Annotated in this window: 21 protein-coding genes and 1 pseudogene; 8 read left to right on the forward strand and 14 right to left on the reverse strand. The window is 68.1% G+C overall.

Annotated features, from left to right (window positions below):
- Nucleotides 1-342 precede the first annotated feature (342 nt).
- Complete coding sequence (locus ACREYQ_RS29365) at nucleotides 343-1,191, forward strand: IclR family transcriptional regulator domain-containing protein (protein ID WP_432261475.1); 849 nt, start codon at nucleotides 343-345, stop codon at nucleotides 1,189-1,191.
- Nucleotides 1,192-1,244: 53 nt separating this feature from the next.
- Here the strand turns inward: ACREYQ_RS29365 and ACREYQ_RS29370 are convergent, their stop codons facing one another.
- Entirely contained in the window at nucleotides 1,245-2,018 is a 774-nt protein-coding gene (locus ACREYQ_RS29370; RefSeq protein WP_432261476.1) for a flagellar brake protein, read from the reverse strand.
- Between the two features lie 181 nt (nucleotides 2,019-2,199).
- Nucleotides 2,200-3,093 carry a LysR substrate-binding domain-containing protein gene (locus ACREYQ_RS29375; RefSeq protein WP_432261477.1) on the reverse strand — a complete coding sequence of 298 codons (894 nt, stop codon included), beginning with the start codon at nucleotides 3,091-3,093 and terminating at the stop codon, nucleotides 2,200-2,202.
- A gap of 132 nt (nucleotides 3,094-3,225) precedes the next feature.
- On the opposite strand from ACREYQ_RS29375, the gene ACREYQ_RS29380 reads away from it, so the two are divergent.
- Complete coding sequence (locus ACREYQ_RS29380) at nucleotides 3,226-3,849, forward strand: LysE family transporter (protein ID WP_432261478.1); 624 nt, start codon at nucleotides 3,226-3,228, stop codon at nucleotides 3,847-3,849.
- On the opposite strand, the gene thpR is transcribed toward ACREYQ_RS29380, so the two are convergent.
- The 3 genes and pseudogenes from thpR to ACREYQ_RS29395 form a co-directional block, all read right to left on the reverse strand.
- Nucleotides 3,833-4,402 carry an RNA 2',3'-cyclic phosphodiesterase gene (gene thpR, locus ACREYQ_RS29385; protein WP_432261479.1) on the reverse strand — a complete coding sequence of 190 codons (570 nt, stop codon included), beginning with the start codon at nucleotides 4,400-4,402 and terminating at the stop codon, nucleotides 3,833-3,835. The two genes, ACREYQ_RS29380 and thpR, sit on opposite strands and share 17 nt — an antisense overlap.
- A gap of 18 nt (nucleotides 4,403-4,420) precedes the next feature.
- Complete coding sequence (locus ACREYQ_RS29390) at nucleotides 4,421-4,921, reverse strand: methylated-DNA--[protein]-cysteine S-methyltransferase (protein ID WP_432261480.1); 501 nt, start codon at nucleotides 4,919-4,921, stop codon at nucleotides 4,421-4,423.
- Nucleotides 4,918-6,403: pseudogene (locus tag ACREYQ_RS29395) on the reverse strand (AlkA N-terminal domain-containing protein). Before ACREYQ_RS29395 ends, ACREYQ_RS29390 begins: the two are co-directional and overlap by 4 nt.
- 175 nt (nucleotides 6,404-6,578) lie before the next feature.
- On the opposite strand from ACREYQ_RS29395, the gene ACREYQ_RS29400 reads away from it, so the two are divergent.
- Nucleotides 6,579-9,425, forward strand: a complete 2,847-nt coding sequence (locus tag ACREYQ_RS29400; protein WP_432261481.1) for a M16 family metallopeptidase — start codon at nucleotides 6,579-6,581, stop codon at nucleotides 9,423-9,425.
- A 182-nt stretch (nucleotides 9,426-9,607) separates the two neighbouring features.
- Nucleotides 9,608-9,985, forward strand: a complete 378-nt coding sequence (locus ACREYQ_RS29405; protein ID WP_432261482.1) for a PHA-granule associated protein 4 — start codon at nucleotides 9,608-9,610, stop codon at nucleotides 9,983-9,985.
- Nucleotides 9,986-10,132: 147 nt separating this feature from the next.
- Here the strand turns inward: ACREYQ_RS29405 and ACREYQ_RS29410 are convergent, their stop codons facing one another.
- Nucleotides 10,133-10,705, reverse strand: coding sequence for a hypothetical protein (locus ACREYQ_RS29410; protein ID WP_432261483.1), 573 nt, complete (start codon nucleotides 10,703-10,705; stop codon nucleotides 10,133-10,135).
- 89 nt (nucleotides 10,706-10,794) lie between these two features.
- Between ACREYQ_RS29410 and ACREYQ_RS29415 the strand changes: the two genes are divergently transcribed.
- On the forward strand, nucleotides 10,795-11,844 hold the full coding sequence (locus ACREYQ_RS29415) for an RNA-guided endonuclease InsQ/TnpB family protein (RefSeq protein WP_432262686.1): 1,050 nt from the start codon (nucleotides 10,795-10,797) through the stop codon (nucleotides 11,842-11,844).
- A 49-nt stretch (nucleotides 11,845-11,893) separates the two neighbouring features.
- Here the strand turns inward: ACREYQ_RS29415 and ACREYQ_RS29420 are convergent, their stop codons facing one another.
- From ACREYQ_RS29420 to ACREYQ_RS29430, 3 genes are all read right to left on the reverse strand, one after another.
- The gene (locus ACREYQ_RS29420; RefSeq protein WP_432261484.1) at nucleotides 11,894-13,051 is read right to left on the reverse strand and encodes an acyl-CoA dehydrogenase family protein; all 1,158 of its coding nucleotides are present in this window, start codon (nucleotides 13,049-13,051) and stop codon (nucleotides 11,894-11,896) included.
- 132 nt (nucleotides 13,052-13,183) lie between these two features.
- Nucleotides 13,184-14,962, reverse strand: a complete 1,779-nt coding sequence (locus ACREYQ_RS29425; RefSeq protein WP_432261485.1) for an OPT/YSL family transporter — start codon at nucleotides 14,960-14,962, stop codon at nucleotides 13,184-13,186.
- Nucleotides 14,963-15,113: 151 nt separating this feature from the next.
- Nucleotides 15,114-15,569, reverse strand: coding sequence for a YccF domain-containing protein (locus ACREYQ_RS29430; protein WP_432261486.1), 456 nt, complete (start codon nucleotides 15,567-15,569; stop codon nucleotides 15,114-15,116).
- A 388-nt stretch (nucleotides 15,570-15,957) separates the two neighbouring features.
- Between ACREYQ_RS29430 and ACREYQ_RS29435 the strand changes: the two genes are divergently transcribed.
- The 3 genes from ACREYQ_RS29435 (at nucleotide 15,958) to ACREYQ_RS29445 (ending at nucleotide 18,639) form a co-directional block, all read left to right on the forward strand.
- Entirely contained in the window at nucleotides 15,958-16,896 is a 939-nt protein-coding gene (locus ACREYQ_RS29435) for a 2-hydroxyacid dehydrogenase (RefSeq protein ID WP_432261487.1), read from the forward strand.
- A 475-nt stretch (nucleotides 16,897-17,371) separates the two neighbouring features.
- On the forward strand, nucleotides 17,372-17,932 hold the full coding sequence (locus ACREYQ_RS29440) for a hypothetical protein (RefSeq protein ID WP_432261488.1): 561 nt from the start codon (nucleotides 17,372-17,374) through the stop codon (nucleotides 17,930-17,932).
- A 251-nt stretch (nucleotides 17,933-18,183) separates the two neighbouring features.
- Nucleotides 18,184-18,639, forward strand: a complete 456-nt coding sequence (locus tag ACREYQ_RS29445) for a hypothetical protein (RefSeq protein WP_432261489.1) — start codon at nucleotides 18,184-18,186, stop codon at nucleotides 18,637-18,639.
- Between the two features lie 132 nt (nucleotides 18,640-18,771).
- Here the strand turns inward: ACREYQ_RS29445 and ACREYQ_RS29450 are convergent, their stop codons facing one another.
- Genes ACREYQ_RS29450 through zwf form a run of 5 tightly spaced genes read right to left on the reverse strand, consistent with a single transcriptional unit; the run spans nucleotide 18,772 to nucleotide 24,038 of the window.
- A complete protein-coding gene (locus ACREYQ_RS29450; protein WP_432261490.1) occupies nucleotides 18,772-20,100 on the reverse strand; it encodes a sensor histidine kinase in 1,329 nt (442 codons plus the stop codon).
- Nucleotides 20,100-20,813 (reverse strand): response regulator transcription factor, encoded by a 714-nt coding sequence (locus ACREYQ_RS29455; protein WP_432261491.1) that lies wholly within the window; start codon nucleotides 20,811-20,813, stop codon nucleotides 20,100-20,102. The genes ACREYQ_RS29450 and ACREYQ_RS29455 overlap by 1 nt, the downstream gene beginning before the upstream one ends.
- A 2-nt stretch (nucleotides 20,814-20,815) precedes the next feature.
- Nucleotides 20,816-21,829 carry a glucokinase gene (gene glk, locus ACREYQ_RS29460; protein ID WP_432261492.1) on the reverse strand — a complete coding sequence of 338 codons (1,014 nt, stop codon included), beginning with the start codon at nucleotides 21,827-21,829 and terminating at the stop codon, nucleotides 20,816-20,818.
- 36 nt (nucleotides 21,830-21,865) lie between these two features.
- On the reverse strand, nucleotides 21,866-22,546 hold the full coding sequence (gene pgl / locus ACREYQ_RS29465) for a 6-phosphogluconolactonase (protein WP_432261493.1): 681 nt from the start codon (nucleotides 22,544-22,546) through the stop codon (nucleotides 21,866-21,868).
- Between the two features lie 34 nt (nucleotides 22,547-22,580).
- Nucleotides 22,581-24,038, reverse strand: a complete 1,458-nt coding sequence (gene zwf, locus ACREYQ_RS29470) for a glucose-6-phosphate dehydrogenase (RefSeq protein ID WP_432261494.1) — start codon at nucleotides 24,036-24,038, stop codon at nucleotides 22,581-22,583.
- Nucleotides 24,039-24,222: the final 184 nt, after the last annotated feature.

The following is a 24,222-nucleotide window of genomic DNA, read 5'->3' on the forward strand; positions in this document are numbered from 1 at the left end:
ATCCGAGCCTCGGGCTTAATGCCGTTCCGTTAGCGACTGTCGTTCCCGCGCAGGCGGCAACCCAGTGACTTCATCCCCTAAGGGGACGCGAAAGACGCTGGATTCCCGCCTGCGCGGGAATGACGGTAGGGCTTGAGACCTTAACTGAACGGCATTAGAGCCTCGGGCTGCGCTTGCGGCCGCTGTGCTGGCGGGCATGGCGCTGTTCGAAATCGCCGAGCGGGCGACCCAGCGGCGGCGGGACTGATGCAGCGCAGCATGAAACCAATGCTGGCCCTCTGCCCCCAGCCGGTTTAACATTGCGCGATTATCGAACATCACGCACAGACCACTCCGCTTCCAATGGATGCCCTCCGCCCCCTCGGTCTTGGCCACGCCCAGGCCGACACCGTCCGCGTTGCCCGGCCCCAGGCCGACCTGCTCGCCAGCTTTGCCGGCGATCCCAATTTCATGCTGTCGCTGGCGCGCGGGCTGACCGTGCTGGAAGCCTTCTCGGAACGCAAGCGCCCGCTGACGATCTCGCAGGTGGCGCAACGCACGCAGCTGTCGCGCGCCTCGGTGCGGCGCTGCCTCTATACGCTGGAGCAACTCGGCTACGTCAGCCAGCAGGACGGGCAGTTCGCGCTGCGCCCGCGCGTGCTGCACCTGGGGCACGCATATTTCTCGTCGACCTCGCTGGTCTCGCTGGCGCAGCCGATCCTGGACAACCTGAGCGCGCGCATCCACGAGACCTGCACGCTGGCAATCCTGGACGGCACCGACATCCTGTACCTGGTGCGCTCCGAAGTGCAGCGAGTGCTGAACTACTCGCTGGGCATGGGCAGCCGCCTGCCGGCCTACTGCACCTCCAATGGCCGGCTGCTGCTGGCGCATCAGCCCGCCACGGTGCTGGATGGCTTTTTCGAGCATGCCGAACTGCGCCCGCGCACGCTGCAGACCAAGGTCTCGCGGCAGGAACTGGAAGCGTGTTTCGAGCGCGCCCGCGAAGTGGACTACGTCATCGTCGATGAAGAACTGGAGCCCGGCCTGCGCGCCATGGCCGTGCCGGTGCGCTCGGCCTCGGGCATCGTGCTGGCGGGGCTGAGCGTGAGCGTGCGCGCCGCGCGTGTCTCCGAAGCCGACATGATCACGCGGCTGCTGGCGCCGATGCGCGAAGCCGCGGCGGCGATCGGCCGGATGGTCGGTTCCTGATACCGCCGCAGCGCGCACGGGCCGCAGGTTCCCGCGGCATCAACGCCGGCGCATCAGCCCCGGTGCGCCAGTTCCAGCGTGAACACCAGGCGCTGCAGGAAGTTCTCCATGCGCCCGTCCGGATTGACGAAGGCACAGCCAAAGTGGTGGATGGCGCTGTCGTCATGGCCCACCAGCCAGTGCCCGACTACCTGCATGTCCAGCTCCAGCTTGCCCAGCTCGCGGAAGTCCAGCCGGCACTTGGCGACCGTGGCGCCAACCGGCAGATGCTCGGACGTGACCGTCTTCGAGCGCAGTCCCACGCCCGACAGCGACAGGTCGGCGATATCGAGGCCCAGCACGGTCTTGTCCGGCATCTGCATCTCGCAGCGGTAGCCCTTGGTCACCAGCGTGCGCGCGCGGAAATGGCGGCGGCGCTGGAAGTGGTAGAGCTTCTGCGGAAACTCGACCACAAAGGCAGCGCCTTCCTCGTAACGCGTGGCGGCCGGCTGGCCCACCACGAAGTTGACGGGCACCCCGCGCAAGAGTCCCGAGAACGCGTTCTCTTCGGAGGTCATCAGCGACATCCGCTCGGGCTCCGCATTGCACCAGTCGAACACGAAGGTGCGGTTGACCGGGTCGACATGCAGGATCGAGGTGACGAACTGGTGCGCGGTGCGGGTGCGCACGCTCAGCATGCACTTCTGCCACGACAGGTCGCGCAGCACCGTGCCGATCTGCGAGTTGTGCGTCAGGCGATAGCGCTCATCCAACGGCTCAATGTCGGATTCGGCACCGGGTTCGGCTGGCCCGGAGGCGTCGTGCTGATTCATGGATTCACGCAACATCTGCAATGGCTGGGATGACCGGCTATGGGAGCAATCGGGGGCAATCGGGTGTGTCGGCCTGCTGGCCGCGCGCCGCATGTTAAGCGCCTGCCCAATACCGGGCAAGACTCATGACCTCACTTCGGCAAATCTGTGGCGGAACTTGAGCACAGACTTCCGAGGGGTAGCGCGCGCGCCGCTTTCAGGCCTCGAGGGACGCTGGCGGCAGCCCGCCAAGCGTCGCCTGCGCCTCTTCACGCAACCATGCCAGCAGCACCAGCCGGCGCGTGTCGTGCTCAAACGGCGCGGGCGACAACAGGTGATAGGCCGAGCCATCGGCCACAAAACCGAACGGCGCCGCCAGCCGGCCGTCGGCAATCTCGTCGGCGGCCATCAGTTGTGAGGCCATGGCCCAGCCCAAGCCCGCTGCCGCAGCCTGCAGGCTGAGATAGAAGTGCTCGTACCAGGCGTCGCCGTCGAACGGCACCGCCCCGGCAGCATCGGCACGCACGGCCTGCCAGCGCTGCCACGCCTCGGGCCGCGTGCGCGTATGCAACCGCGCCGGCACCACGGGCGCGCCCTTGGCAAGCTGGGGCCGGCACACCGGCCCCACCCGTTCCTGCGCCACCTCGCGCGCATGCCAGCGTGCATCGAAGGCAAAGTCATTGCGCCGCAGCGCCAGATCCGCGCCGCTGCGCGGGAAATCGATCGGACCGCCGGCAGCCATCAGGTGCAGCGGGATGTCCGGGTGCCGCGCGGCAAAGCGCGGCAGCCGGGGGATCAGCCAGCGCATGGCGATGGTCGGCTCGCACGACAGCACCAGCGCCCGCCCCGGCGGCTGCGTGCGGATGCGCGCCGCGGCGCCGGCGAGCACCTCCATCGACTGCGTGGCGGCCGCAAACAGCGTGCGCCCCGCCTCGGTCAGGAAGACGCCGCGGTTGCGCCGCTCGAACAGCGCCACGCCCAGCGTGTCCTCCAGCTGCCGGATCTGCCGGCTGACCGCGCCATGGGTCAGGTGCAGCTCCTGCGCCGCCCGGACAAAGCTCTCGTGGCGCGCCGCGGCCTCAAAGAATCGGATCCAGCCCAGCCAGTGCATCAGTCAGTTTTTCTCACGGAATTGCGCGAGTATATATCGGTTGTGGCGGCGCTTTTTGGCACGCAGAATTGGGTACGCTTTGATCGCCAGAGGTGGCGATCTCCGGATAATTGCAACATAAACTGACAGAAAATGCCCCCAATCGCCGAATCCCTCGCAGTCGCCGCCGTGACCGTGCTGGCCGTCGTCAGTCCCGGTCCGGACTTCGCCATGGTCACTCGCAACAGCTACCTGTATGGCCGGCGCGCCGGCCTGCTCAGCGCGCTCGGGATCGCGCTGGGGGTGCAGGTGCACGTGCTCTATACGATGTTCGGGGTAGCGCTGCTGATGGCGCACGCGCACAGCGTGCTGACGGTGGTGAAGATGCTGGGGGCGGCCTACCTGGTGTGGATCGGCGTCCAGACGCTGCGCAAGCGGGACGCCCTGGCGGTGGACCTCCAAGGAACCGGCACGCTGAAACCGCTGGCGGCGCTGCGCATGGGCTTTCTGACCAATGCGCTGAACCCGAAAACAACGCTGTTCGTGGTCAGCACCTACACCCAGGTCGTCGATGCGCACACGCCGGTGCCGGTGCAGTGGGCCTATGGCGGATTCATGTCAGTGGCGCACCTGGCTTGGTTCAGCCTGGTGGCCTGCGTCTTCACCGCACCGGCGCTGCGCGCGGCGATGCTGCGGCGCCAGCGGCTGCTGGACCGCGCCATCGGCTCGGCCCTGTGCGGGTTGGGCGTGGCGCTGGGGCTCAGCAACCTGGCATAGGGCCGGCCTGCGTCAGCGGCCATGCCTGACGCACCAGATGCTGCGGGCCTTGCGGGCCGAGCCGGCTTTCGAACAGCACCAGCCGCGCGACGCGCCACGGCACGCTGGCCAGCGTGCCGTGCATATCGAGCCAGGCGCGCAGGACGCTTTCCGGCACGGACGGCTTGCAGCGCGCCAGCGTCAGGTGGGGATGAAAGCGCCGCCGCTCCGGCGTGATGCCGGCGCTGTCCGCCAGCGCGTGGCCGACATCGGCATGCAAGGCGCGCAGCGCATCCAGGCCAGGGCCGGGCGCCAGGCCTGCCCACAGCACCGAACCCTGGCCGCTGCGAAAGCGCCCGGTACCGAATGCACAGAGTTCGAAGGCAGGCGCGCCGATGCTGCCGAGCGCGGCTTCGAGTTGTTCGCCTGGCGTGTGACACTCACCCAGGAAGTGCAAGGTCAGGTGGACCTGCGCTGGCGCGGCGGCCCGCACGCCGTGCGCGGCGGGAAGGGTCGACAGCAGCCATGCCGCCTGTGCGGGCGGCACTTCCACGGCGATGAACAGGCGGGCCATGGCAGCGCAGCAAGGCCGTCAGCCTGGTGCGGCGCCGATGCCCTCGCGCTGCAGCAGGGCGCGTTTGCGATCGATCCCGCCGGCGTAGCCGGTCAGCGCGCCGGCACTGCCGAGCACGCGATGGCAGGGCACGATCACCGACAGCGGGTTGCGCCCCACCGCGCCGCCCACCGCGCGCGCATGCGTAGGCGGCAGGCCCAGCATGCGGGCCAGCTCTCCGTACGATGCGGTCTCGCCGCACGGGATGTCCAGCAGCGCCTGCCATACGCGCTGCTGGAACGGGCTGCCGGCAAAGCGCACCGGCACGGTGAAGGTGTCGCGGCGGCCGGCGAAATACTCGGCCAGTTCCACCTGTGCGCGATCGAGCACCGCGGCATCGGCCGGGGGCACGTCGCGGCTGTCGGCAATGCCCGTGGGGTGGTATTTCTGCCCCGAGAAGTAAAGGCCGGTCAGGTGCCCCGCCTGCGCGCGCAGCCATACGGTCCCGAGCGGGCTGTCGATATGGCGATAGCTGGTCATGCGATCGTCTCCGGTTCGGCCACCGCGGGGGCGGCGTCCTTCATCGCTTCATAGCGATGCCACAGGTGGATGGCGGCATAGGCCCGCCACGGCGCCCATTGCGCCGTGCGTGCCTGCATCGCGCGCACGGTACTGACGCCCAGCACCTTGCGCAGCGCATAGTCGGTGCCGGGGAAGGCATCGGGCCAGCCCAGCGCGCGCATGGCGACATACTGCGCGGTCCAGTCGCCGATGCCGTCGATCTCGCGCAGCGCCGCCACGGCCTGCTCCGGCACCGCGTGCGCGTCGAGCGCCAGCGTGCCGTCGGCCATGCGCCGCGCCAGTGCCTGCAGCGTGCGCGCCTTGCCCGCCGATACGCCGGCATCGCGCAAGGTTTGCTCTGGCAGTGCGGCGATGGCGGCGGCGGTCGGGAAGGTATGGCGCAGGCCGTCAGGCGGCGTGCCGTCCAGCGCCTGCCCTGCCCGCTGCCCCAGCGCGGCCAGGATGCGTCGTGCCTGCACCACCGGGATCACCTGCCCCACCACCGCGCGCACCGCGATCTCGAAGCCGTCGACGCTGCCCGGCAGGCGCACGCCCGGCATCGCCTCGGCCAGTTCGCCCAGGTGCCGGTCCACCACGTCTGGCCGGCAGCCCAGGTCGCACAGCCGGCGCACCTTGCCCAGCGCCTGCGGAATCACGCGCGCCAGCGAAGCCGACAGCGTCACACGCAGCACCAGCCTGCGCGGCACGTGTTCAATGCGCACCCAGCCAATGTGCGTGCTGCCGCCGGCTTCCACCAGAAGCGTGCGCAGGTAGGCGCCGTCCGCGATGGCTTCGATGCCGTCCACCGCGCGCGTGGCCAGGAAGCGCAGCCATGCGTCCCAGGCGAAGGGCGGGCGGTAGCCAAGGTCGAACACCAGCCGGTCGGCCACGCCGTCGGCGGCGCGCCGGCGCAGCGCCAGCGGCGTCAGGCCGTAGCGGGTCTTGAGCACATCGTTGAAGCGGCGCACGCTGCCGAAGCCCGCCGCCAGCGCCACTTCGGTCACCGGCAGCGCGGTGTCGGCCAGCAGCCGCTTGGCCAGCAGGAGCCGCTGGGTCTGCGCATACTCCAGCACCGACACGCCGAACTGCGCGTCGAACAGGCGCCGCAAGTGCCGCTCGGTCACGCCGATGCGCGCGGCCAGTGTGGCAACGCTGCCTTCGGCCATGAAGCCCTCGTCGATCAGCGTGGCCGCGGCCTGCGCCAGCCGGCCGGCCGGAAATATCGGCCAGTCCATGCCCGGGCGCCAGTTCGGGACGGCAGCGCAGGCAGGGGCGGAAGCCGTGCTTCTCGGCCGCGGCGGCGCTCTCATAGAACGTGCAGTTCTCGCGCCTGGGGGTGCGTACCGCGCACACTGGCCGGCAGTACACGCCCGTCGACGACACGCCCACGAAGAAGCGCCCGTCGAAGCGGCGGTCGTGCGAGGCCACGGCCTTGTAGCAGGTATCGGGATCGAGGTGCATGACGGCATGCTACCGCTACATGCCGCCGCATACCCGCTGGATTCGGACATTTCCCTCTGGCGCGCAGGCGTGGGCTGCGGCACAGTGGCTGACAGGGACGGCGGCTAGAATGCGCTGCTTGCCTCACCCGCGAACTCACTGCCAGCCTCACCACCACCGCCCGACCGGAGACCCCATGCGCCGTACTGCCCTGCACCTGTCCCTGCTTGCTTCGCTTGCCTGCACGCCGGCGCTGGCGCAGCCGGTGCAGACCGCGCCCGCGGCGACATCCGCCAGGGCCACGCAGGTGGCGTCGGTCGAAGGCATCACCGAGTACCGCCTGCCCAACGGCCTGCGCATCGTGCTGGCACCGGACGCGGCCAAGGCCAGCACCACCGTCAATATCACCTACCTGGTCGGCAGCCGCCACGAGAACTACGGCGAGACCGGCATGGCCCACCTGCTCGAGCACCTGCTGTTCAAGGGCACGCCGTCGCTGCCGGGCAAGACCATCCCGACCGAATTCGCGCGGCGCGGCATGAGCGTGAACGGCACCACCGCGCAGGACCGCACCAACTACTTCGAGACCTTCACCGCCAGCGACGACAACCTGGACTGGGCGCTGCGCATGGAGGCCGACCGCATGGTCAACAGCGTGATCGCGCGCACCGACCTGGACAGCGAGATGACGGTGGTGCGCAACGAGATGGAAATGGGCGAGAACAGCCCCGGGCGCATGCTGATGCAGCAGACCATGGCCGCCGCCTATCGCTGGCACAACTATGGCAAGGCCCCGATCGGCGCGCGCAGCGATGTGGAGCAAGTCAGCATCGACAACCTGCGCGCCTTTTATCGCCGCTACTACCAGCCCGACAACGCGGTGCTGGTGGTGGCGGGCAAGTTCGATCCCGCCGCCACGCTGGCGCGCATCGAGCGTGACTTCGGCCCGATTCCGCGCCCGCAGCGCGTGCTGCCGCCCGAGCATACCGTCGAGCCCGCGCAGGAAGGCGCGCGCGAGCTGGTGGTGATGCGCCCGGGCGACACCCGCCTGGTGGCCGCGCAATACCACATCAGCCCGGGCGCACACCCGGACGCCACCGCGCTGTCGCTGCTGACCATCATCCTCGCCGACACGCCGGGCGGGAGGCTGTACAAGGCGCTGGTCGAACGCGGCCAGGCGGCCTCGGTCGGCAGCGCGCTCTATGCGATGAAGGACCCCGGCGTACTGCTGTTCATGGCGCAGACTTCGAAAGACCAGCCGCTCGCCGCCGCGCGCGCGGGGCTGATCACGCAGATCGAGGGCTTTGCCGAAGCGCCCGTGACCGAAGCCGAGCTGGAACGCGCGCGCGTGCGCATGCGCAATGGGTATGAGCAATACATGAACGATCCCGGCGCGCTGGGCATTGCGCTGTCCGAGGCCATCGCCAAGGGCGACTGGCGCCTGTTCTTCCTGGCGCGCGACCGCATCGAGACCACCACGCTCGCCGACGTGCAGCGCGTGGCGCAGAACTACTTCCAGGCATCGAACCGCACCTTGGGCGTGTTCCTGCCCGCCGAGCAGCCGCAGCGCACGCAGGTGCCGCCGGCACCGGACGTCGCCGCGATGGTCAGCGGCTACCAGGGCAGGCAGGCGCCGGCCGCGGTGGCGGCATTCGACCCCAGCCCCGCCAATATCGAATCCCATACCACGCGCCAGACCCTCGCCAACGGCATGCAGCTGGCGCTGCTGCCCAAGCCCGCGCGCGGTGAAGTGGTGCAAGGCGTGCTGGTGCTGCGCACGGGGGATGTGCAGAGCCTGCAGGGGCTGACCACGGTGGGCGCGCTGACCGCCGCCATGCTCCGGCGCGGCACCGCCGGCATGGACCGCCAGCAGATCGCCGACCGCATCGAGGCGCTGCGCGCGCGCGTCGGGATCTCCGGCAGCCCGGAGCAGGTGACGGTCAGCTTCGAGACGCGCCGCGCGTACCTGCCGGAAGTGCTGGCGCTGCTGCGCGACCTGCTGCGCGCGCCGACCTTCCCCGAAGCCGAGTTCGAGACGCTGCGCAAGACCAGCATCGCCGATATCGAAAGCATGCAGCGCGAACCCGGCGTGCTGGCATCCAATGCCCTGGGCCAGCACGGCGACCCCTACCCCGTGGGCGATCCGCGCCATGCCCGCACCATCGCCGAGAGCATTGCCGACCTGCAGACCGCCACCCTGGCGCAGGTACGCGACTTCCACGCCCGCTTCTACGGCGCAGGCCATGCGCAACTGAGCCTGGTGGGCGACTTCGATGCCGCGGCGGCCAGCGCGCAGGCCGCGCAGTTGTTTGGCGACTGGACCGCGCCGCAGCCCTATGCGCGCGTCGACCGTCCCTTCGTGCCGATCCCGCCGGCCGAGTTCACGCTGCCCGCGCCGGGCAAGGCCAATGCCGTCTACCTGGCCGTCAGCCCGATCGACCTGACCAGCGACGCCTCCGACTATGCGCTGATGATGATTGCCAACCGCGTGCTGGGCGGTGCCAGCCTGCGCAGCCGCCTGGCTGACCGGCTGCGCCAGCAGGAAGGCCTGAGCTACGGCGCGAGCAGCTGGGTGCAGGCCGGCGCGCTCGACCGCGCCGGCCGCTTCGGCGTGCGCGCGCAGTATGCGCCGCAGAACCTGCCGCGCGTGCAGCGCGCCGTGACCGAGGAACTGGAACGCTTCGTGCGCGACGGCATTACCGCCGAGGAACTGGCCGAGGCGGTCAGCGGCCTGCTGCAGCAGGGCATGGTCAGCCGCAGCAGCGACGCCGCGCTGGCCGGCACGCTGGCCAGCCAGCTCTACCTGGGCCGCACCATGGCCTTTACCGAGGAGTTCGAGCAACGGCTGCGCAGCGCCACGCCGCAGACGGTCAACGCCGCCATTCGGCGCTACATGCAACCCGGCGCCCTGTCACGCGCCTATGCGGGCGACTTTGCCGGCGCACCGGCGCAAGCGGGCTCAGCCGGCACGGCAACGGGCACGGCAACCGGCAACAGCGCCGGCAATAACGGGGGCAGTCCCGAGCCGCCGGCGCGCTTCTGACATGCCTCTGACATACATTGAAAACAATACTCGACTGGACTGGCGCAGGCCGGGGGGCGCGGCCGGCGCAACATCTCGGCGCCGTGGCCGGGAACAGTCGACCGCTGTCCGCTGCAAGGGCCTTGCCGCGACTCCGGGTTGACTGTATATTCGTACAGTATAAGTCGATATAAGAGGTGTGGATGTCAATCGTGCGAGCTGGCAGCAAGGCAGAAGCGCTCAGGCTTCTGGCCTCGGAAGGCGTGCTGGCGCTTGAGCTGGACTACGAGACGGGATGGCAGGACGCCGTCGAACTCGGCAGGCTCGGAGAAAAGCGCGGTATCAAGGTGCAGTATCGCGGACAAGAGAGCATCGCCGTCCGTTCCCGCGAAGCCCTGATCGAAGGGCTGGCCAAACCCAAGGGCACATTCCGTCAACGCAATCTCTATTGCCAGTTCGATCTTGGCGCGCTGGCGGACCATGAACTGCTCGACCTCGAGGCCAAGGCCACGCGGCTCGGGGACTATATTCTCGCCGGCCACCTGCTGCGCGATGTCGATGGGGTATGGCCGCAGCAATAAGCGGCTATACCGCGAGCAAGCCTGCAACAGCGTTCGGACACGTCCGGGCGCCGACAAGGAAAAAGCCGCCTTGCGGGCGGCTCAAGTCACATTGCGCTGATCGCACGCATCGCGCCAGGCGCATTCATCACGTGTCCGGTGCCGCGGTCAATGCCACACGCGGGTAGCGTGGGCCCAGCGCGCCGCACATGACTGCGCCACGGACGCATCGATCGTATCGGTGGCGGCATCCGTTGCCGGTGCCGCCGCGGCGGACTCCAGCGCCGTGCGCCACAGCACCGCCGACACCAGCGTCTTGCATTCCCGGCGCTCGCCATGCGCAAGCGCCAGCAGGCGCTCGTAGCCGTCCAGCACGATCAGCCGGTCACCGCGACGCGGATGCAGCGACAGCGCATACAGATGGTCAAACTCGCATTGCAGGCTGCCGCCGCTGACCGCGACCACGATCGCACCGGGCAACGCAATGCCGCTGGCCTGGACCTCGCCGCGCAAGCGCGCCAGGTGCGCATGCGCGCGTGGATCGCCCTTGGCGCCCACATTGCCCGCCATCTCCGCCGGCGGCGCGCTGAGCACCATCAGCTCGGCTGGCGACACCGCCAGCGTATAGGCCTGCAGCGTGGGGCGATAGGTCGCCACCACGGCGCGCAGCCGGTGCGGCGCGTCGCCATCATGCCCTGCCTGCGGCGGGCTGTGCGGCCCGCGGAACTGCATCGTGTTCATCAGACTTGCTCCGAGAAACCTCGCCCTTCAGGGCGGGGAGTGGAAGGAGTGCTGTCGGCAGCAAGCAATCCCCATTTAGAATGACCGGCATGCTTGTCGTCTATCGCTACCGGGTGAAGTCGCTGAACGGCCTGCTCAATCAGCAGAGCCGCGCGGTGAACTACGTCTGGAATTTCTGCAATGACACGCAGAAGCACGCACTTAAGTGGGGCAAGGAATGGCCCACGGGTTTCGATCTGAACGGGCTGACCACCGGCAGCAGCAAGGAACTCCGTATCCATTCCGGCACCGTCAACGCAGTTTGCGAGCAGTACGCCAAGTCGCGTAGCCAGCGCCGCCGGCCCTATTTGCGCTATCGCGGCCGCAGGTCCCTCGGCTGGGTGCCGCTCAAGGGGCGGGATCTCAAGCGCTCGGGCGAGGCATTCCGCTTTGCCGGCAACACGTTTCGCGTGTTCAATTCCAGGCCCGTTCCCGAAGGCAAGATCAAGGACGGGACGAATTTCTCTCGCGACGCCCGGGGCAACTGGTTCCTGAACATCGTGATTGAAGTTGCGGACACCCAGGCCCGCTCCCCGGAACGCGGTGTCGGCATTGATCTCGGCTTGAAGGACCTTGCAACGCTCTCCACCGGTGAGAAGATCGGGAATCCGCGCCATCTTGGCCGACTCGAGCAAGCGCTGGCCAAAGCGCAGCGAGCGCGCAAGCGGCGACTGGCAATGAACCTCCACGCGCGCATCGCCAATGCTCGGCGTGACTTCCTGCACAAGCTCTCGCATCGCATCGTGCGGGACTTTGACTACATTGCGGTGGGTAACGTGAATGCCGCCGGCCTCGCCAGGACCAGCATGGCGAAGTCCGTCCTCGATGCGGGCTGGTCGTCCTTCCGCACAATGCTCGCGTACAAGGCGATTGCGCATGGCGCGTGGTATGAGGAAGTCGACGAACGTTTCACCACCCAGGTTTGTTCTTCGTGCGATGCAATGCCGCCGGAGAGGCCGAAAGGTATCGCAGACCTTGGAGTAAGGCAGTGGGTATGCAGTCAATGCGGTGCTCTACATGATCGCGATGTGAACGCTGCATTAAATATCCTTGCCCGATCGGGACATCGATCGCCTGCAGAGGGAATCCCCTCTCTTTAGGGAGGGGCGGATGTCAAGTCGACTCCTGCCGCGCCGGGCCGTTGCGTGGTCAGTCGCGCAGCAATTGCTTGGCGATAATCAGCTGCTGGATCTGCGTGGTGCCTTCGTACAGGCGCAGCAGGCGCACGTCGCGGTAGAAACGCTCGGCCTTGTATTCGGCGATATAGCCGGCGCCGCCATGGATCTGCACCGCGCGGTCGGCCACGCGGCCCACCATCTCGGTACAGAACATCTTGGTGCAGGAGGCCAGCATGCTGACTTCCGGATCGCTCTTGCCGGCGGGCTTGGCGTCGTAGCGCTGGGCGCAGTCGCGCACCATCGACAGGCCCGCGTACAGCTCGGCCTGGCTGTCGGCCAGCATGGCCTGGATCAGCTGGAAGTCGCCGATGGGCTTGCCGAACTGCTTGCGTTCCTTGGCATAGGCCACCGCGTCGGTGATCAGGCGATGCGCCATGCCGCAGGCCAGCGCCGAGATATGCAGGCGGCCGCGGTCCAGCACCTTCATCGCGGTCTTGAAGCCCACGCCCGGCACACCGCCAATAATGTTGGCGGCCGGCACGCGCACGTTCTCCAGCACCACGTCGCAGGTCTTGGTGCCGCGCTGGCCCATCTTCTTGTCCGGCTTGCCCAGCGAGATGCCCGGGGTGTCGGCCGGCACGATGAAGGACGAGATCCCCGAAGCGCCCGCACCGCCCGTGCGCGCCATCAGCGTGAAAGCGCCGGCGCGCGGCGCGTTGGTGATAAAGCGCTTGGTGCCGTTGATGACATAGTGGTCGCCGTCGAGCTCGGCCCTGGTCTGCAGCGAGGCGGCATCGGAGCCGGCATTCGGCTCGGTCAGCGCGAACGAGATAATCAGGTCGCCGCTGGCGATGCGCGGCAGGTACTGCTGCTTCTGCTCCTCGGTGCCATCCATCAGGATGCCCTGCGAGCCGATGCCCACGTTGGTGCCAAACACCGAACGGAAGGCAAACGCGGTGTGGCCCAGGTCGTAGACCACATCGCATTCCTGCGACATCGACAGGCCGATGCCGCCGTAGGCCTCGGGGATGGAGATGCCGAACAGGCCCATCTCCTTCATGTCCGCGACGATCTCGGCGGGCACGTCGTCGGTTTCCTCCAGCGTGTCTTCGGCGGGCTTCAGGCGTTCGTCGATGAAGCGCTGCACTGAAGCGCGCAGCAGAGCAAAGGATTCGTGGTCAAGGGCCATGGTGATTCTCCGGGTCAAGCCAGTGCGTCAGTCTGGCCGCCTATGGTACGCCGCTCGCACGATTTGACAATCCACTGGATCTTGGACAGAAGCGTCAATAGAATTTGACAATCGCTGCCGGACAAACGTCGCTCAAGCCCCGGTGACGGACAACAAGCCCGCCACGCCGATGGCCAGCGCCGCCAGCGCATCGCCGGCGATCAGGCCTCCGCCCAGCAGCGACGCCGTGCTCATGTCCTGCGGCAAGCCCTGCCGGGGTGTTGCCGGCCTGGCCACGGCAGCGGCCACGCTCGCCACCACGCCGCCCGCGGCCATCCATCCAGCCGCCGCCAGGTTGACGAAGCCGCCGAACGACGATGCATAGGGCGACGGCAGGATCACTGCATCGAGCACAAAGCCCGCGGCCCGGCCGCTCCGGCTGGCCTGCGCAAAGCGCTGCCACGCCGGCCGGCCGAGGATGGCGCGGCGCAGCAGTGCCGTCGCCAGTCCGATCGCCAGCCCCGTCCCCACCGCCACGTACTGGTCGGCACGGCTGCGCGACAGGCCATGCAGCACGCCCACGATCTTGTACGTCATGGCAGAGGTCCAGCGCGCCGGCTGCTGGTCGGCCCGCAGGTTGGTCTGGTCCAGCGCCAGCACCGGATAGGCTTGCAGGAACAACCGGGCCATCGCCACGGCAACCAGCGCGCCCACGACAATGCCCGCCACCTGGTAGCCAAACTGCACCATGCGGTCACTGCCCAGCCGCCAGCCGGTGGAGCGGTCCTGCTGCATGTCGCTGGCCTCGGCCGTGGCCACCAGCAGGACCGTGGCGGCAATCAGCCCGACATGCGGCGCGCGCAGGCCGGCGGCAGCCATCAGGATCACCGACAGCACGAAGGCCGACGAGATCGGGTTCTGGTCGACCATGCCGACCGAGATGCCGTTGACCAGTGCAAACACCAGCACCAGCAGCACCGCCATCAGCTGGAAGCCCAGCGGCTGCCCGAACCACGCCACGCCCGCCGCCACCGTGGCAGCGCCCCACAGCAGCGCCCAGGCCGCCACCCAGCCCATGCCCGGCCCGCGCCGCGGCGCAGGCCGCCGGGGCGCGCGCCACTGGCGCCACGCCTGCACCAGCAGCAGCCCCACATCGACCAGGGCCGCCCCCATGATCATGCCCAGTGCAATCAGAAAGGTGGCCTTGCGGTACGGCTCGCCCGGCGCCAGCCAGCCCGCGGCGACAAACCACGGCGTCATGGCCCAGCCGGCCAGCCCGCCCACCAGCGCGGCAACGCCCACGCGCGCGCCGACAATCATGCCGGCGCCGAAGGTTGCCGCCGACAGGTCCAGCGCTGCCAGCCACGGCACGCGCGCCGCGCCCAGCCCGCTGGCCAGGCCCAGTGCCATGCCGCCGCCCAGCCGCGCCACTGAACGCCGCAGCAGCGCCGGATCGGTCACCGCGCGCAGGATATTGGCCACCGCCAGCCCCGACGGGAACGTGAGCTGCATCCGGTCCACCAGCAATGGCGTGTACAGCATGCCCACGCCCACGCCGAGCATGCCGATGCACAGCATGTAGAGCACCAGTTGCCACAGCGGCGGCTGCGCCATGCCCAGCCACGCCATCGCCTGCAGCACCACGGCCATGCCACCCATGCCGGCCACCGACGCCGCCGCGGTCTGGATGTAGTTGGCGCCGTGGCGCCCGGACGCCCCATAGCCAGCCGTCACCACCGAGCCAAGGATGCCCGCCAGCACCTGCCCGCCGACAAAGAAGCCCAGCGAGAAATTCATGTACGCGGCCGCGATGCCGCCCAGCGGCCCCAGCACCAGCATGCCAGCCGCGCCCAGCAGCACGTGGTACTGCCAGCTTCCCGGCGGCGGCAGCCAGGTGGCGCGGGGGGCAGCATCGGTCGGGAGCATGGGCATGGTGCAGCGAGTGGGCTGAGGCAGTGTGCCTCTGGCGAAGCATAGGCCAAGGCAGCGCTGCGGCGATGGGCAACAAGCCTGCCCGAGCGTCTGGTCGCCCACGCCGGCCTGCAGGATGAAGAAGGCGCCAGGGACGCCGGCGCCGGATGCTTCAGCGGCGCAGGTTATCCACGTGCGCGCGCGCGCCATCGCGGCGCGCGGCGTCAGCCACTTCGTTGCTGACCACGGTCTGGCCGATCGGCGCCAGCGCAATGCCGGCGAGCTTCAGGTGCTGGATCGCAAACGGGATGCCGATGATGGTCACGAAATTGGCGACCGCCGCCATCACATGGCCGATCGCCAGCCACACGCCGGCAAAGACAAACCACAGCACATTGCCCACCAGCCCCAGCGCGCCGGTGCCGACATCGTCGCGCCCGGTCAGCTCGCGCCGGCTGATGGCCTGCTTGCCGAACGGGAAGAAGGTAAAGCTGCCGATCACGAAGCAGGCCTTGCCCCAGGGAATCCCGATGATCGAGATAAAGGCCAGCAGTCCGGCCAGCCACCAGGCCAGGCCCATCACCACGCCGCCAAGAATGAACCAGAGGAAGTTGCCGATTGCGCGCATGCTGTTGTTTCGCGAGTGAGGAAGAGAACACGCATGATACGCAATGGTGTTGTGCCGGCATGCCTGGGAGGCGGTCGCGGCACCAAAGCGTACCCGTTTCTGCGTGCGTTGCGGGGACGGGCAGAACGGCGCCGCGGGCCGTCTGAAAAACGCGTTCGCCCCTTGCTTATAGGCATATGCCGCGACAGAGGACCGGCCATGAACGCGTCCGCGGGAGGCAAAGCGTACCCGTTTCTGCGTGGTCGCCGCGTGCGCTGTCGCCCTCGGCAAGCCCGGCGCCACGGCGCTAGAATGTGACGTCTGCCAGCTACCCGCACGCCGGCTGCCTGCGGCAGCCGCCACGCTGCCACCCTTCTCCGACTGCACCGCCTGCCCCGCTGTCCCCGCCATGAAGCCCACACTGCTGATCCTCACCCAGGTAGCTGCTCACCACCGCGATGCCATCACCGAACGATTCGAGATCCTCTACGCGCCGGATGCCGAAAGCCGCGCCGCGCAGATCGCCACGCAGGGCGAGCGCATCCGCGTGGTACTGACCATTGGTTCCGCCGGCCTGACCGCGGCGGAGATCGACGCCATGCCGGCGCTGGAACTGGTGTGCGCGCTGGGCGCGGGCTTCGAGAACATTGCCGTGGCCTACGCCCGCGCGCGCGGCATCGCCGTCGCCAATGGCGCCGGTACCAACGACAGCTGCGCGGCCGACCACGCCTTTGCGCTGCTGCTGGCGACCGTGCGCGCCGTGCCGCAGCTGGACGCGGCCACGCGCGCCGGCACCTGGCGCACCGCGCTGCCGCTGCGGCCCAATGTCTCGGGCAAGCGGCTGGGCATTGTCGGGCTCGGCACCATCGGCCGGCGCATCGCCCGGCGTGGCGTGGGCTTCGACCTGGAGATCGGCTACCACAACCGCAAGGCGCGCGAGGACGCGGCGGAGTACCGGTACTTCGACAGCATCGGTGCGCTGGCCGCATGGGCGGACTACCTCGTGATCGCCACGCCGGGCGGGGCGGGTACGCGGCACCTGGTCGATGCGAGCGTGCTGGCGGCGCTGGGGCCGTCCGGGTTCCTTGTCAATATCGCGCGCGGCAGCGTGGTGGATACCAAGGCGCTGGCATCAGCGCTGCGCGACGGCAAGCTGGGTGGCGCGGGGCTGGATGTCTACGAGAGCGAGCCGGCGCCGCCGGCGGTCTTGTTCGACTGCCCGAACGTTGTGCTGACCCCGCATGTGGCTGGCTGGTCGCCGGAAGCCATCACGGCGTCCGTGACGCAGTTCCTGGAGAATGCGCGGCGGCATTTTGCCGGGGAGGGGGTGTTGACGCCGGTGGGGTGAAGTGTCGCTCGGCGGATCCCCCCCACCGCTACCCTTGAGTTGCCTGCATCGATTCAATCTGCATCCCGCATCGGAAACTGACACCGAGTAGCGGGGCAATTCCACTCCCTTTTCAGACTTAGTCCCTAGTTCTGAACCGTCGATCCCCCGAGCATGGCTTGGGCGCGACGAATCGGAGAACGGGATGGATGTGCGACTGCGGGAGCTCCACGGGAGCCGGGACCGTGGCTTTGCACCAGGTTGCCGACGGGCCAACCACTAAAGAACATCGGAACGAAGGAAGCGCGCGCGGCGGCACTGGCCGGGCGCATCACGTTGCATGACGGAATACCGGGATCAAAACGCCAGAATGTGCTGCTCATCGATGACCGGTACGACACCGGCGCTTCGTTGGAGGAAGCCTGCCGGGTCCTGAGAGGTTATGCGAAGGTCGCAAACATCTACGTAGCGACAGTGACATGGTGAGGTGCAACGGATGAGCAAGATCTTTGTAGCCGGCTCGATCAGTATCAAGCAGCTCGATCCCCAGGTCAAAGCGCGCATCGATCGCATTGTCGAGGGCGACCGCACCGTGATCGTAGGCGACGCGGACGGCGCCGACAGCTCCGTCCAAACCTACCTTTGCGGTAAAGGTGTGGCGGAGGCCATCGTCTACTGCAGCGGGCTCGAGCCTCGAAACAACGTGGGCAGCTGGCCCGTGGTTTGTGTCAACGTCAAGCACGCAGAGCCAGGTTCCCGCGCCTTCTTTACTGCGAAGGATGTCGAGATGGCGAAGGCGGCTGACTTCGGGCTGATGATCTGGGATGCCCGAAGCACCGGCACGCTGCGCAACGTCATGGAGATGCTACGGCGCCGGAAGGCTACCGTCGTCTTTGTCGACAAGACCAAATCATTCCTAACCGTACGAGACGTGGAGCAACTCGAGCACCTGCTCTCGTTCATGGCGGAGCCGGCATTGCGCAAGGCTGAAGGGAAGCTCCATTTACTCAGCAGCATCCGCCAGTTGCGGCACGAGCAAGCGGAAATGTTTGGCTGAACTCAGCTAAGCCGGAAACACCACCCTAACCAGCACCCCCGGCCCCGCATCCTCCGGCGCCACCCGCGCGAGGCTCAGGTGGCACTCGGCTGCGGGCCTCTCGCCGCACAGCGATGCTTAATGCGAATCTCGGATTTCCCAACCCAGAACCGGGAAGAATCGTAGACTCAGAGACGAATTCACGCCCCCCAGCTCGTCAATCTACGTGTTAAAAATTATGAACCAATCCATAACTCACGGAGGTTATCGAATTGGACATTAGGAAGCTATACAAGGCCGAACCGCTTGAATCGATATTAAACAAAGCTCTTTTCCGTGGGTCTAGCTATGGCACTGCATTGGCCGTACTATTTGTCATCTTCCATACTGAAATAGAAATCCAAAGGCAATGGCTACCCGTATTAGATAGTGCCTTTGCGCTCAGTGCGTCAATTTTCTTTGCTTATTTTACTCACCTTATATCGACCACTCACCGGGTGATTGATGAGAATCCAGAATATCTCGATGGAAGAACCATTGTCGGACGTCCCAAGAAAATCATTGGATTCCTCTCCTTGCTCGGAATCTTCTTCGGCGGCCTCTATTTCATTGACCTCGCCAACCGATCACGCGACACAGGAATGGCCGCGACGGTCATTGGATTCCTCATGCTTGGATCAAGCCTTGTTCTCTTAATTAATTCAATGCGTGGAATTTCGAAGGAGTAATTTTCGTCCAGCAAAGTACGGTCTCGCCCAACCAACCGGCTTGCCACACGTCTCCCTGACGACCATGTGGCGGGCCATTTTGGGGTCTGCACCTCCCTTGGCAAGCGCTCGAATGCATGGCGGACGGCACCGTTAATCAACCCCAAACACCACCCTGACCCGCAACCCGGGCCCCGCATCCTCCAGTACCACCCGCGCCCCATGCGACTGCGCGATCTCGGCCACGATGGCCAGCCCCAGCCCGCTGCCACCCGTGGGCGCATCGGCCACCCGATAGAAGCGGTCAAACACGCGGGCGCGCTCTTCAGCGGGAATCCCCGGCCCGTTGTCGCTGACCACCAGTTCAACGGTGCGGCCATCGCCGCTGCGGTCCACCTGCACATCGATGCGGCCGCCAGACGGGATATAAGCCAGCGCGTTGTCCAGCAGGTTGGTCAGCAGGATGCGCAACGCATCCGCGTCGCCACGCACCACCGCCGGCGATGCGTCCTCACTGCTGTCCAGCCCGAGGTCGATATTGCGATCCAGCGCGGCCTGCGCCATGTCCGCGACCACGCTTGCTGCCAGTTCGTGCAGCTCCACCGGTTCGTGCGGGGGAATGGCCGCGCCCGGCTCCTGCCGCGCCAGCGTCAGCAGCTGGGCGACGAGATGGGTCAGCCGCTCCAGCCCCTGGCGCAGCTTGCCGATCGCTTCATCACGCGCCGCGCCGTTCCCGGCCCGCTCCACCAGCTGGGCCTGCAGCTGCAGCGCGGCCAGCGGCGTGCGCAGGGCGTGCGCGGCATCGGCGACGAAGGCGCGCTGGGTGTCGATGGCGTGCGAGAGGCGCGCCAGCAGCTGGTTCAGCGCGGCACTGAGCGGCGCGATCTCGTCCGGCATCTGGCGCACGGCCAGCGGCGCCAGCGTGTTGGCGTCGCGCGCACGCACCTCGGTGGCGATCTCGCGCAGCGGGCGCAGGCCGCGCCCCACTGCCATCCACACCAGCCAGCCCAGCAGCGGCAACAACAGCAGCAGCGGCGCCACGGTGCGCAGCGCCATGCGCGCAGCCAGCGTGCGGCGCGCGCTCATCGGCTGCGCGATCTGCACCACGGTGGGCCCCAGCTGCACGCTGTACAGGCGCCATTCGCCCTGCTGGGTGGTCACGTTGGAAAAGCCCAGCTCGGCGCGCGCCGGCAGCGCCGGGTGCGAATGCGACAGGTACAGGCTGCGGCCGGAGCCGTCCCAGATGTGGATGACCACGTCCTCGTCGGCATGCGCGAGGTCGCCGGGCGCGCCCAGGAAGGGCGCCGCCACCGGGTCGGCAAACTGGCTGGGCAGCGCCGCGGCCATCTGCTTCATCTGGTAGTCGAACAGCGCATTGGCCTCCTGCCGCGCCTGTCCGTAGATCAGCGCGGTGGCGATGGCAATGCCGGCAAGCAGGCCCGCGGCCAGCCACCACAGCAGGGTTCGCTGGATGGAGCGCATCAGGGGGTGTCTCCTTCGCCTGCGGACGCCGCATCCCCGTCCAGGCGCGGCACCACATAGCCCACGCCGCGGATATTGCGGATCAGCGCCGCGCCGAACTTCTTGCGCAGCGCGTGGATATAGACCTCGACGGTATTGCTGCCGACTTCGTCGTCCCAGCCATACAGCCGCTCTTGCAACTGCGCCACCGACCACACCTTGCCAGGGCGCGCCATCAGCGCGGACAGCAGCGCGAACTCGCGTGCCGACAGCCGCACCGGCTCGCCGCGACGGGTGGCTTCACGCGTGGCGGGATTGAGCGCGATGTCGCCGTAGGTGACCAGTGGTTCGGCGCGCCCGGCCGCGCGGCGTGCCAGCGCGTGCATGCGCGCGGCCAGTTCCTGCAGGTCGAACGGCTTGACCAGATAGTCGTCAGCGCCGGCGTTCAGCCCCGCGACACGGTCCGCGACGGCGTCGCGCGCGGTCAGGATCAGCACGGGGGTTGGCACGCCGCGCGCGCGCAGGGTGCGCAGCACGTCGAGGCCCGGGCGCCGCGGCAGCCCCAGGTCGAGCAGGACCAGGTCGTAGCACGGCTGCCCTTCCTGCATGGTGCTGGCCGCGGCCAGGCCCGCGTCGCCATCGCGCACCCAGTCGACGGTAAAGCCCTCCTGGCGCAGCGCCAGCTTGACGCTGTCGCCGATCATGGCGTCGTCTTCCACCAGCAGCACGCGCATGGCTAGCCGTTCCGGACTGCGCCGCCGAGACGCTCGGCCAGCGCTTGCGCCAGCCCCGGCAGCGCCGGATGGCTGGCGATGATGACATGGACCGGCACGGCCTCGAGCCAGCCGCGCATGCGGCCCTTGGCGATGAAGCGTTCGGCGAACACCGAGGCCTGCAGTGCGGGCACGAAGCGCGGCAGGATGCCGCCGCCCAGGTAGACCCCGCCGCGCGCACCGAGCACCAGCGCGATGTCGGCGGCAACCGAGCCGAGCAAGCCGAAGAATACGGCCATGGCGCGCTGGCACAGCGGGTCGTTGCGCTCGAAGGCACCCGTGGTGACCTGCGCCGGCAACAGCGGCGCGAGCAAAAGCGTACCCGTTTCTGCGGCCAGTGCGGCATGGATGTGCGACAGGCCGCTGCCGCTCAGGAGCCGCTCGGCCGAGACCCGGCCGACGTTGCGATGCGCCGCGCGCCACGCCACCCATTCGTCGTCAGTATCCGGCATCAGCTCGATATGGCCGCCTTCTCCGGCCAGCGCCACGGCCTGCCCGCCCGGCGCCGGCACCAGGCCGGAGACGCCCAGCCCGGTGCCGGGCCCGACCAGCGCCAGCGGCGCGGTGCGCACGGCGGCGCCGGCACGCACCTGCGCCAGCCCGGCGGCAGGCAGGTGCGGCAGCGCCAGCGCCAGCGCGGTGAAGTCGTTGATGGCCACCAGCGTCTGCAGCCCGAGCGCGCGCCGCATGCCGTCGATCGAGAACGACCAGTTGTGGTTGGTAAGACGGACCTGGTCGCCGGTCACCGGGTTGGCCAGGCCGATCGCCGCGTGGCGCGGCGCGGGCCGTCCCGAGGCGGCGAGGCCGTCGAGGAACTGGCCCAACGCGGCTTCCAGCGACGGAAAATCGGCCACCTTCAGCGCAGACACCGGCCCGATCTGCATGGGCGCGGTTTCCAGGGCAAAACGCACGTTGGTGCCGCCGATATCGCCGAGCAGGCGGGGAAAGTCAGCAAGGGAGGATGCAGTGGTGGCCATGGCGTCGGGTATCGCTCCTCTTGGGATTCAGCGCGGTCAGGTCCTGAACACGTCTAACCCGTGCCGGTGCCGCGACAGCACCAGGCTGACCGGCAAGGCCGGCGTCGGGCCCTGCAGGGCGCGTTCGAACACCTCGGCCTTGGCCGCGCCGGACACCGACAGGAACACGCGCTCGGCGGCCAGCAGCGCCGCCAGGTTCAGCGTGATGCGGGCATGCGGCGCGACCGACGGGTGCGTGATCCCGTAGCCCGGCTGGGGCTCGCTCAGCGCGCTCTGCAGTTCAGGCGCATCCGGGAACAGCGAGGCGGTATGGCCGTCCTCGCCCATGCCCAGCACGACCACGTCGGGCTGGCGAAAGGCGCTGTTGGCGCGCGCCACCGCCTGCGCGGGAGCGGCAACGTCCTGCGCATCGGCAATCAGCGGCACGAAGGCGGCACTCGCGGCGGCTTCGCGCAGCAGGTGCGCGCGCACCAGGGCGGCGTTGCTGTCCGCGTGGTCGGGCGGCACCACGCGCTCGTCGACCAGCGTGATGGTCACCGCTTCCCAGCGCACGTGCCGATGGCGCAGCCGCTCGAACATTGCCACGGGCGAGCGTCCGCCCGAGACGGCCAGCACCGCCCAGCCCTTGACGCGGATGGCGAGCTCCAGCGCATTGCCGATGGAGATGGCCAGCGCTTCGGCCTGGTCCATGGCGGTGGGATGTTCAAACAGGCGCATGATGGTTTCCTTGGCGATTCTGCGTGCGCATGGCTCAGGCTTCCTCGTGCCACAGCCCGCCGTCGCGCGACATCAGCGCCGACGACGCGGCCGGCCCCCAGGTGCCGGCGGTATAGGGCTTGGGCGGCACGGTGCTGGCTTCCCAGGTATCGATGATGGGTTCGACCCAGCGCCAGGCCTGCACCTGCTCGTCGCGGCGCACGAACAGGCCCAGCCGGCCGCGGATCACGTCCAGCAGCAGCCGTTCGTAGGCGCCGGCGCGGCGCACCTTGAACGAGTTGGCGAAGTCCAGGTCGAGCGAGGTCGGCGTCAGTTCCAGCGTGTCGCCGGGCTGCTTGACCAGGCAGTACAGGCGGATGCTTTCCTCGGGCTGCAGCTGGATCACCAGCCGGTTCTGCGGCGACAGCGTCAGCGGCCGCGGGAAGATCGCGTGCGGCACGTCGCGGAAATGGATCACGATCTCGGCCACGCGCGACTGCATGCGCTTGCCGGTGCGCAGGTAGAACGGCACGCCTTCCCAGCGCCAGTTGGCAATCTCGGCCTTGATCGCGACAAAGGTCTCGGTGCGGCTGTCGGCCGCAATGCCCGCTTCGTCGAGGTAGCCCGGCACCGGCTTGCCGCCGATGGCGCCCGACTTGTACTGGCCGCGCACGGTCTTTTCGGCCACGTCCTGCGGCGTGATCGGCCTGAGCGCCTTCAGGATCTTGATCTTCTCGTCGCGGATGGCGTCTTCGCTGAGGCTGGCCGGCGGCTCCATCGCCACCATGCACAGGAGCTGCAGCAGGTGGTTCTGCACCATGTCGCGCAGCGCGCCGGTGCGGTCGTAGAAGTCGCCGCGCGTTTCCACGCCCAGTTCTTCGGCGATGGTGATCTGCACGTCCTGCACCCACTCGCGCCGCCACAGCGGCTCGAACAGCGCGTTGCCGAAGCGGATCGCCATCAGGTTCTGCACCGACTCCTTGCCCAGGTAGTGGTCGATGCGGTAGATCTGCTCTTCGGCGAAGAACTTCGCCACCGCCGAGTTGATGGCCTCGTTCGATTCGAGGTCATGCCCCAGCGGCTTTTCCAGCACGATGCGGACGTTGGGCGCCTGGCGCGTATTCAGGCCGGTGCGTGCCAGCTGCTCGCAGATTGACACGAACAGGTGCGGCGCCGTGGCCAGATAGCACACCACCACTTCTGGCTTGCGTGCGAGCACCTGCCCGGCCAGTGCATCGAAATGCGCCGGCACGCGTGCATCAGCCTGCACGTAGACGATACGCGCGCAGAACCGGTCCCATGACTCCGGCGGCGCATGGGCCAGCGCGGGACGCACGGTCTGCTCCAGCGAGGCGAGGTAGTCCGCGGTAGAGAGCGGCTGGCTGCCGGTGGCGAGGATGCGCGCGGCCGGATGCAGCAGGCCCGCGTGGTGCGCATCGAACAGGGAAGGCAGCAGCTTGCGCCGCGCCAGGTCGCCGGTGCCGCCGAACAGCACCATGTCGAAATCAGGCATGCTCACCCTGAACTCCTTTAGCGTGGAAGACCCGCCATGGAAGGCGCGCGTTGTGGCCAGTTTACGTGACTCGCCAGCACTTGGCGAGGCGCAGGCCGCGGCACATGCCATGGCATGTGCATGACCGAAGCGCGAAGCGTACCCGTTTCTGCGTGCGTCGCGCAGGGGTCGTGCGGTGCGCGGC

The organism is Cupriavidus sp. TMH.W2 (assembly GCF_050847365.1).
Classification (GTDB): domain Bacteria; phylum Pseudomonadota; class Gammaproteobacteria; order Burkholderiales; family Burkholderiaceae; genus Cupriavidus.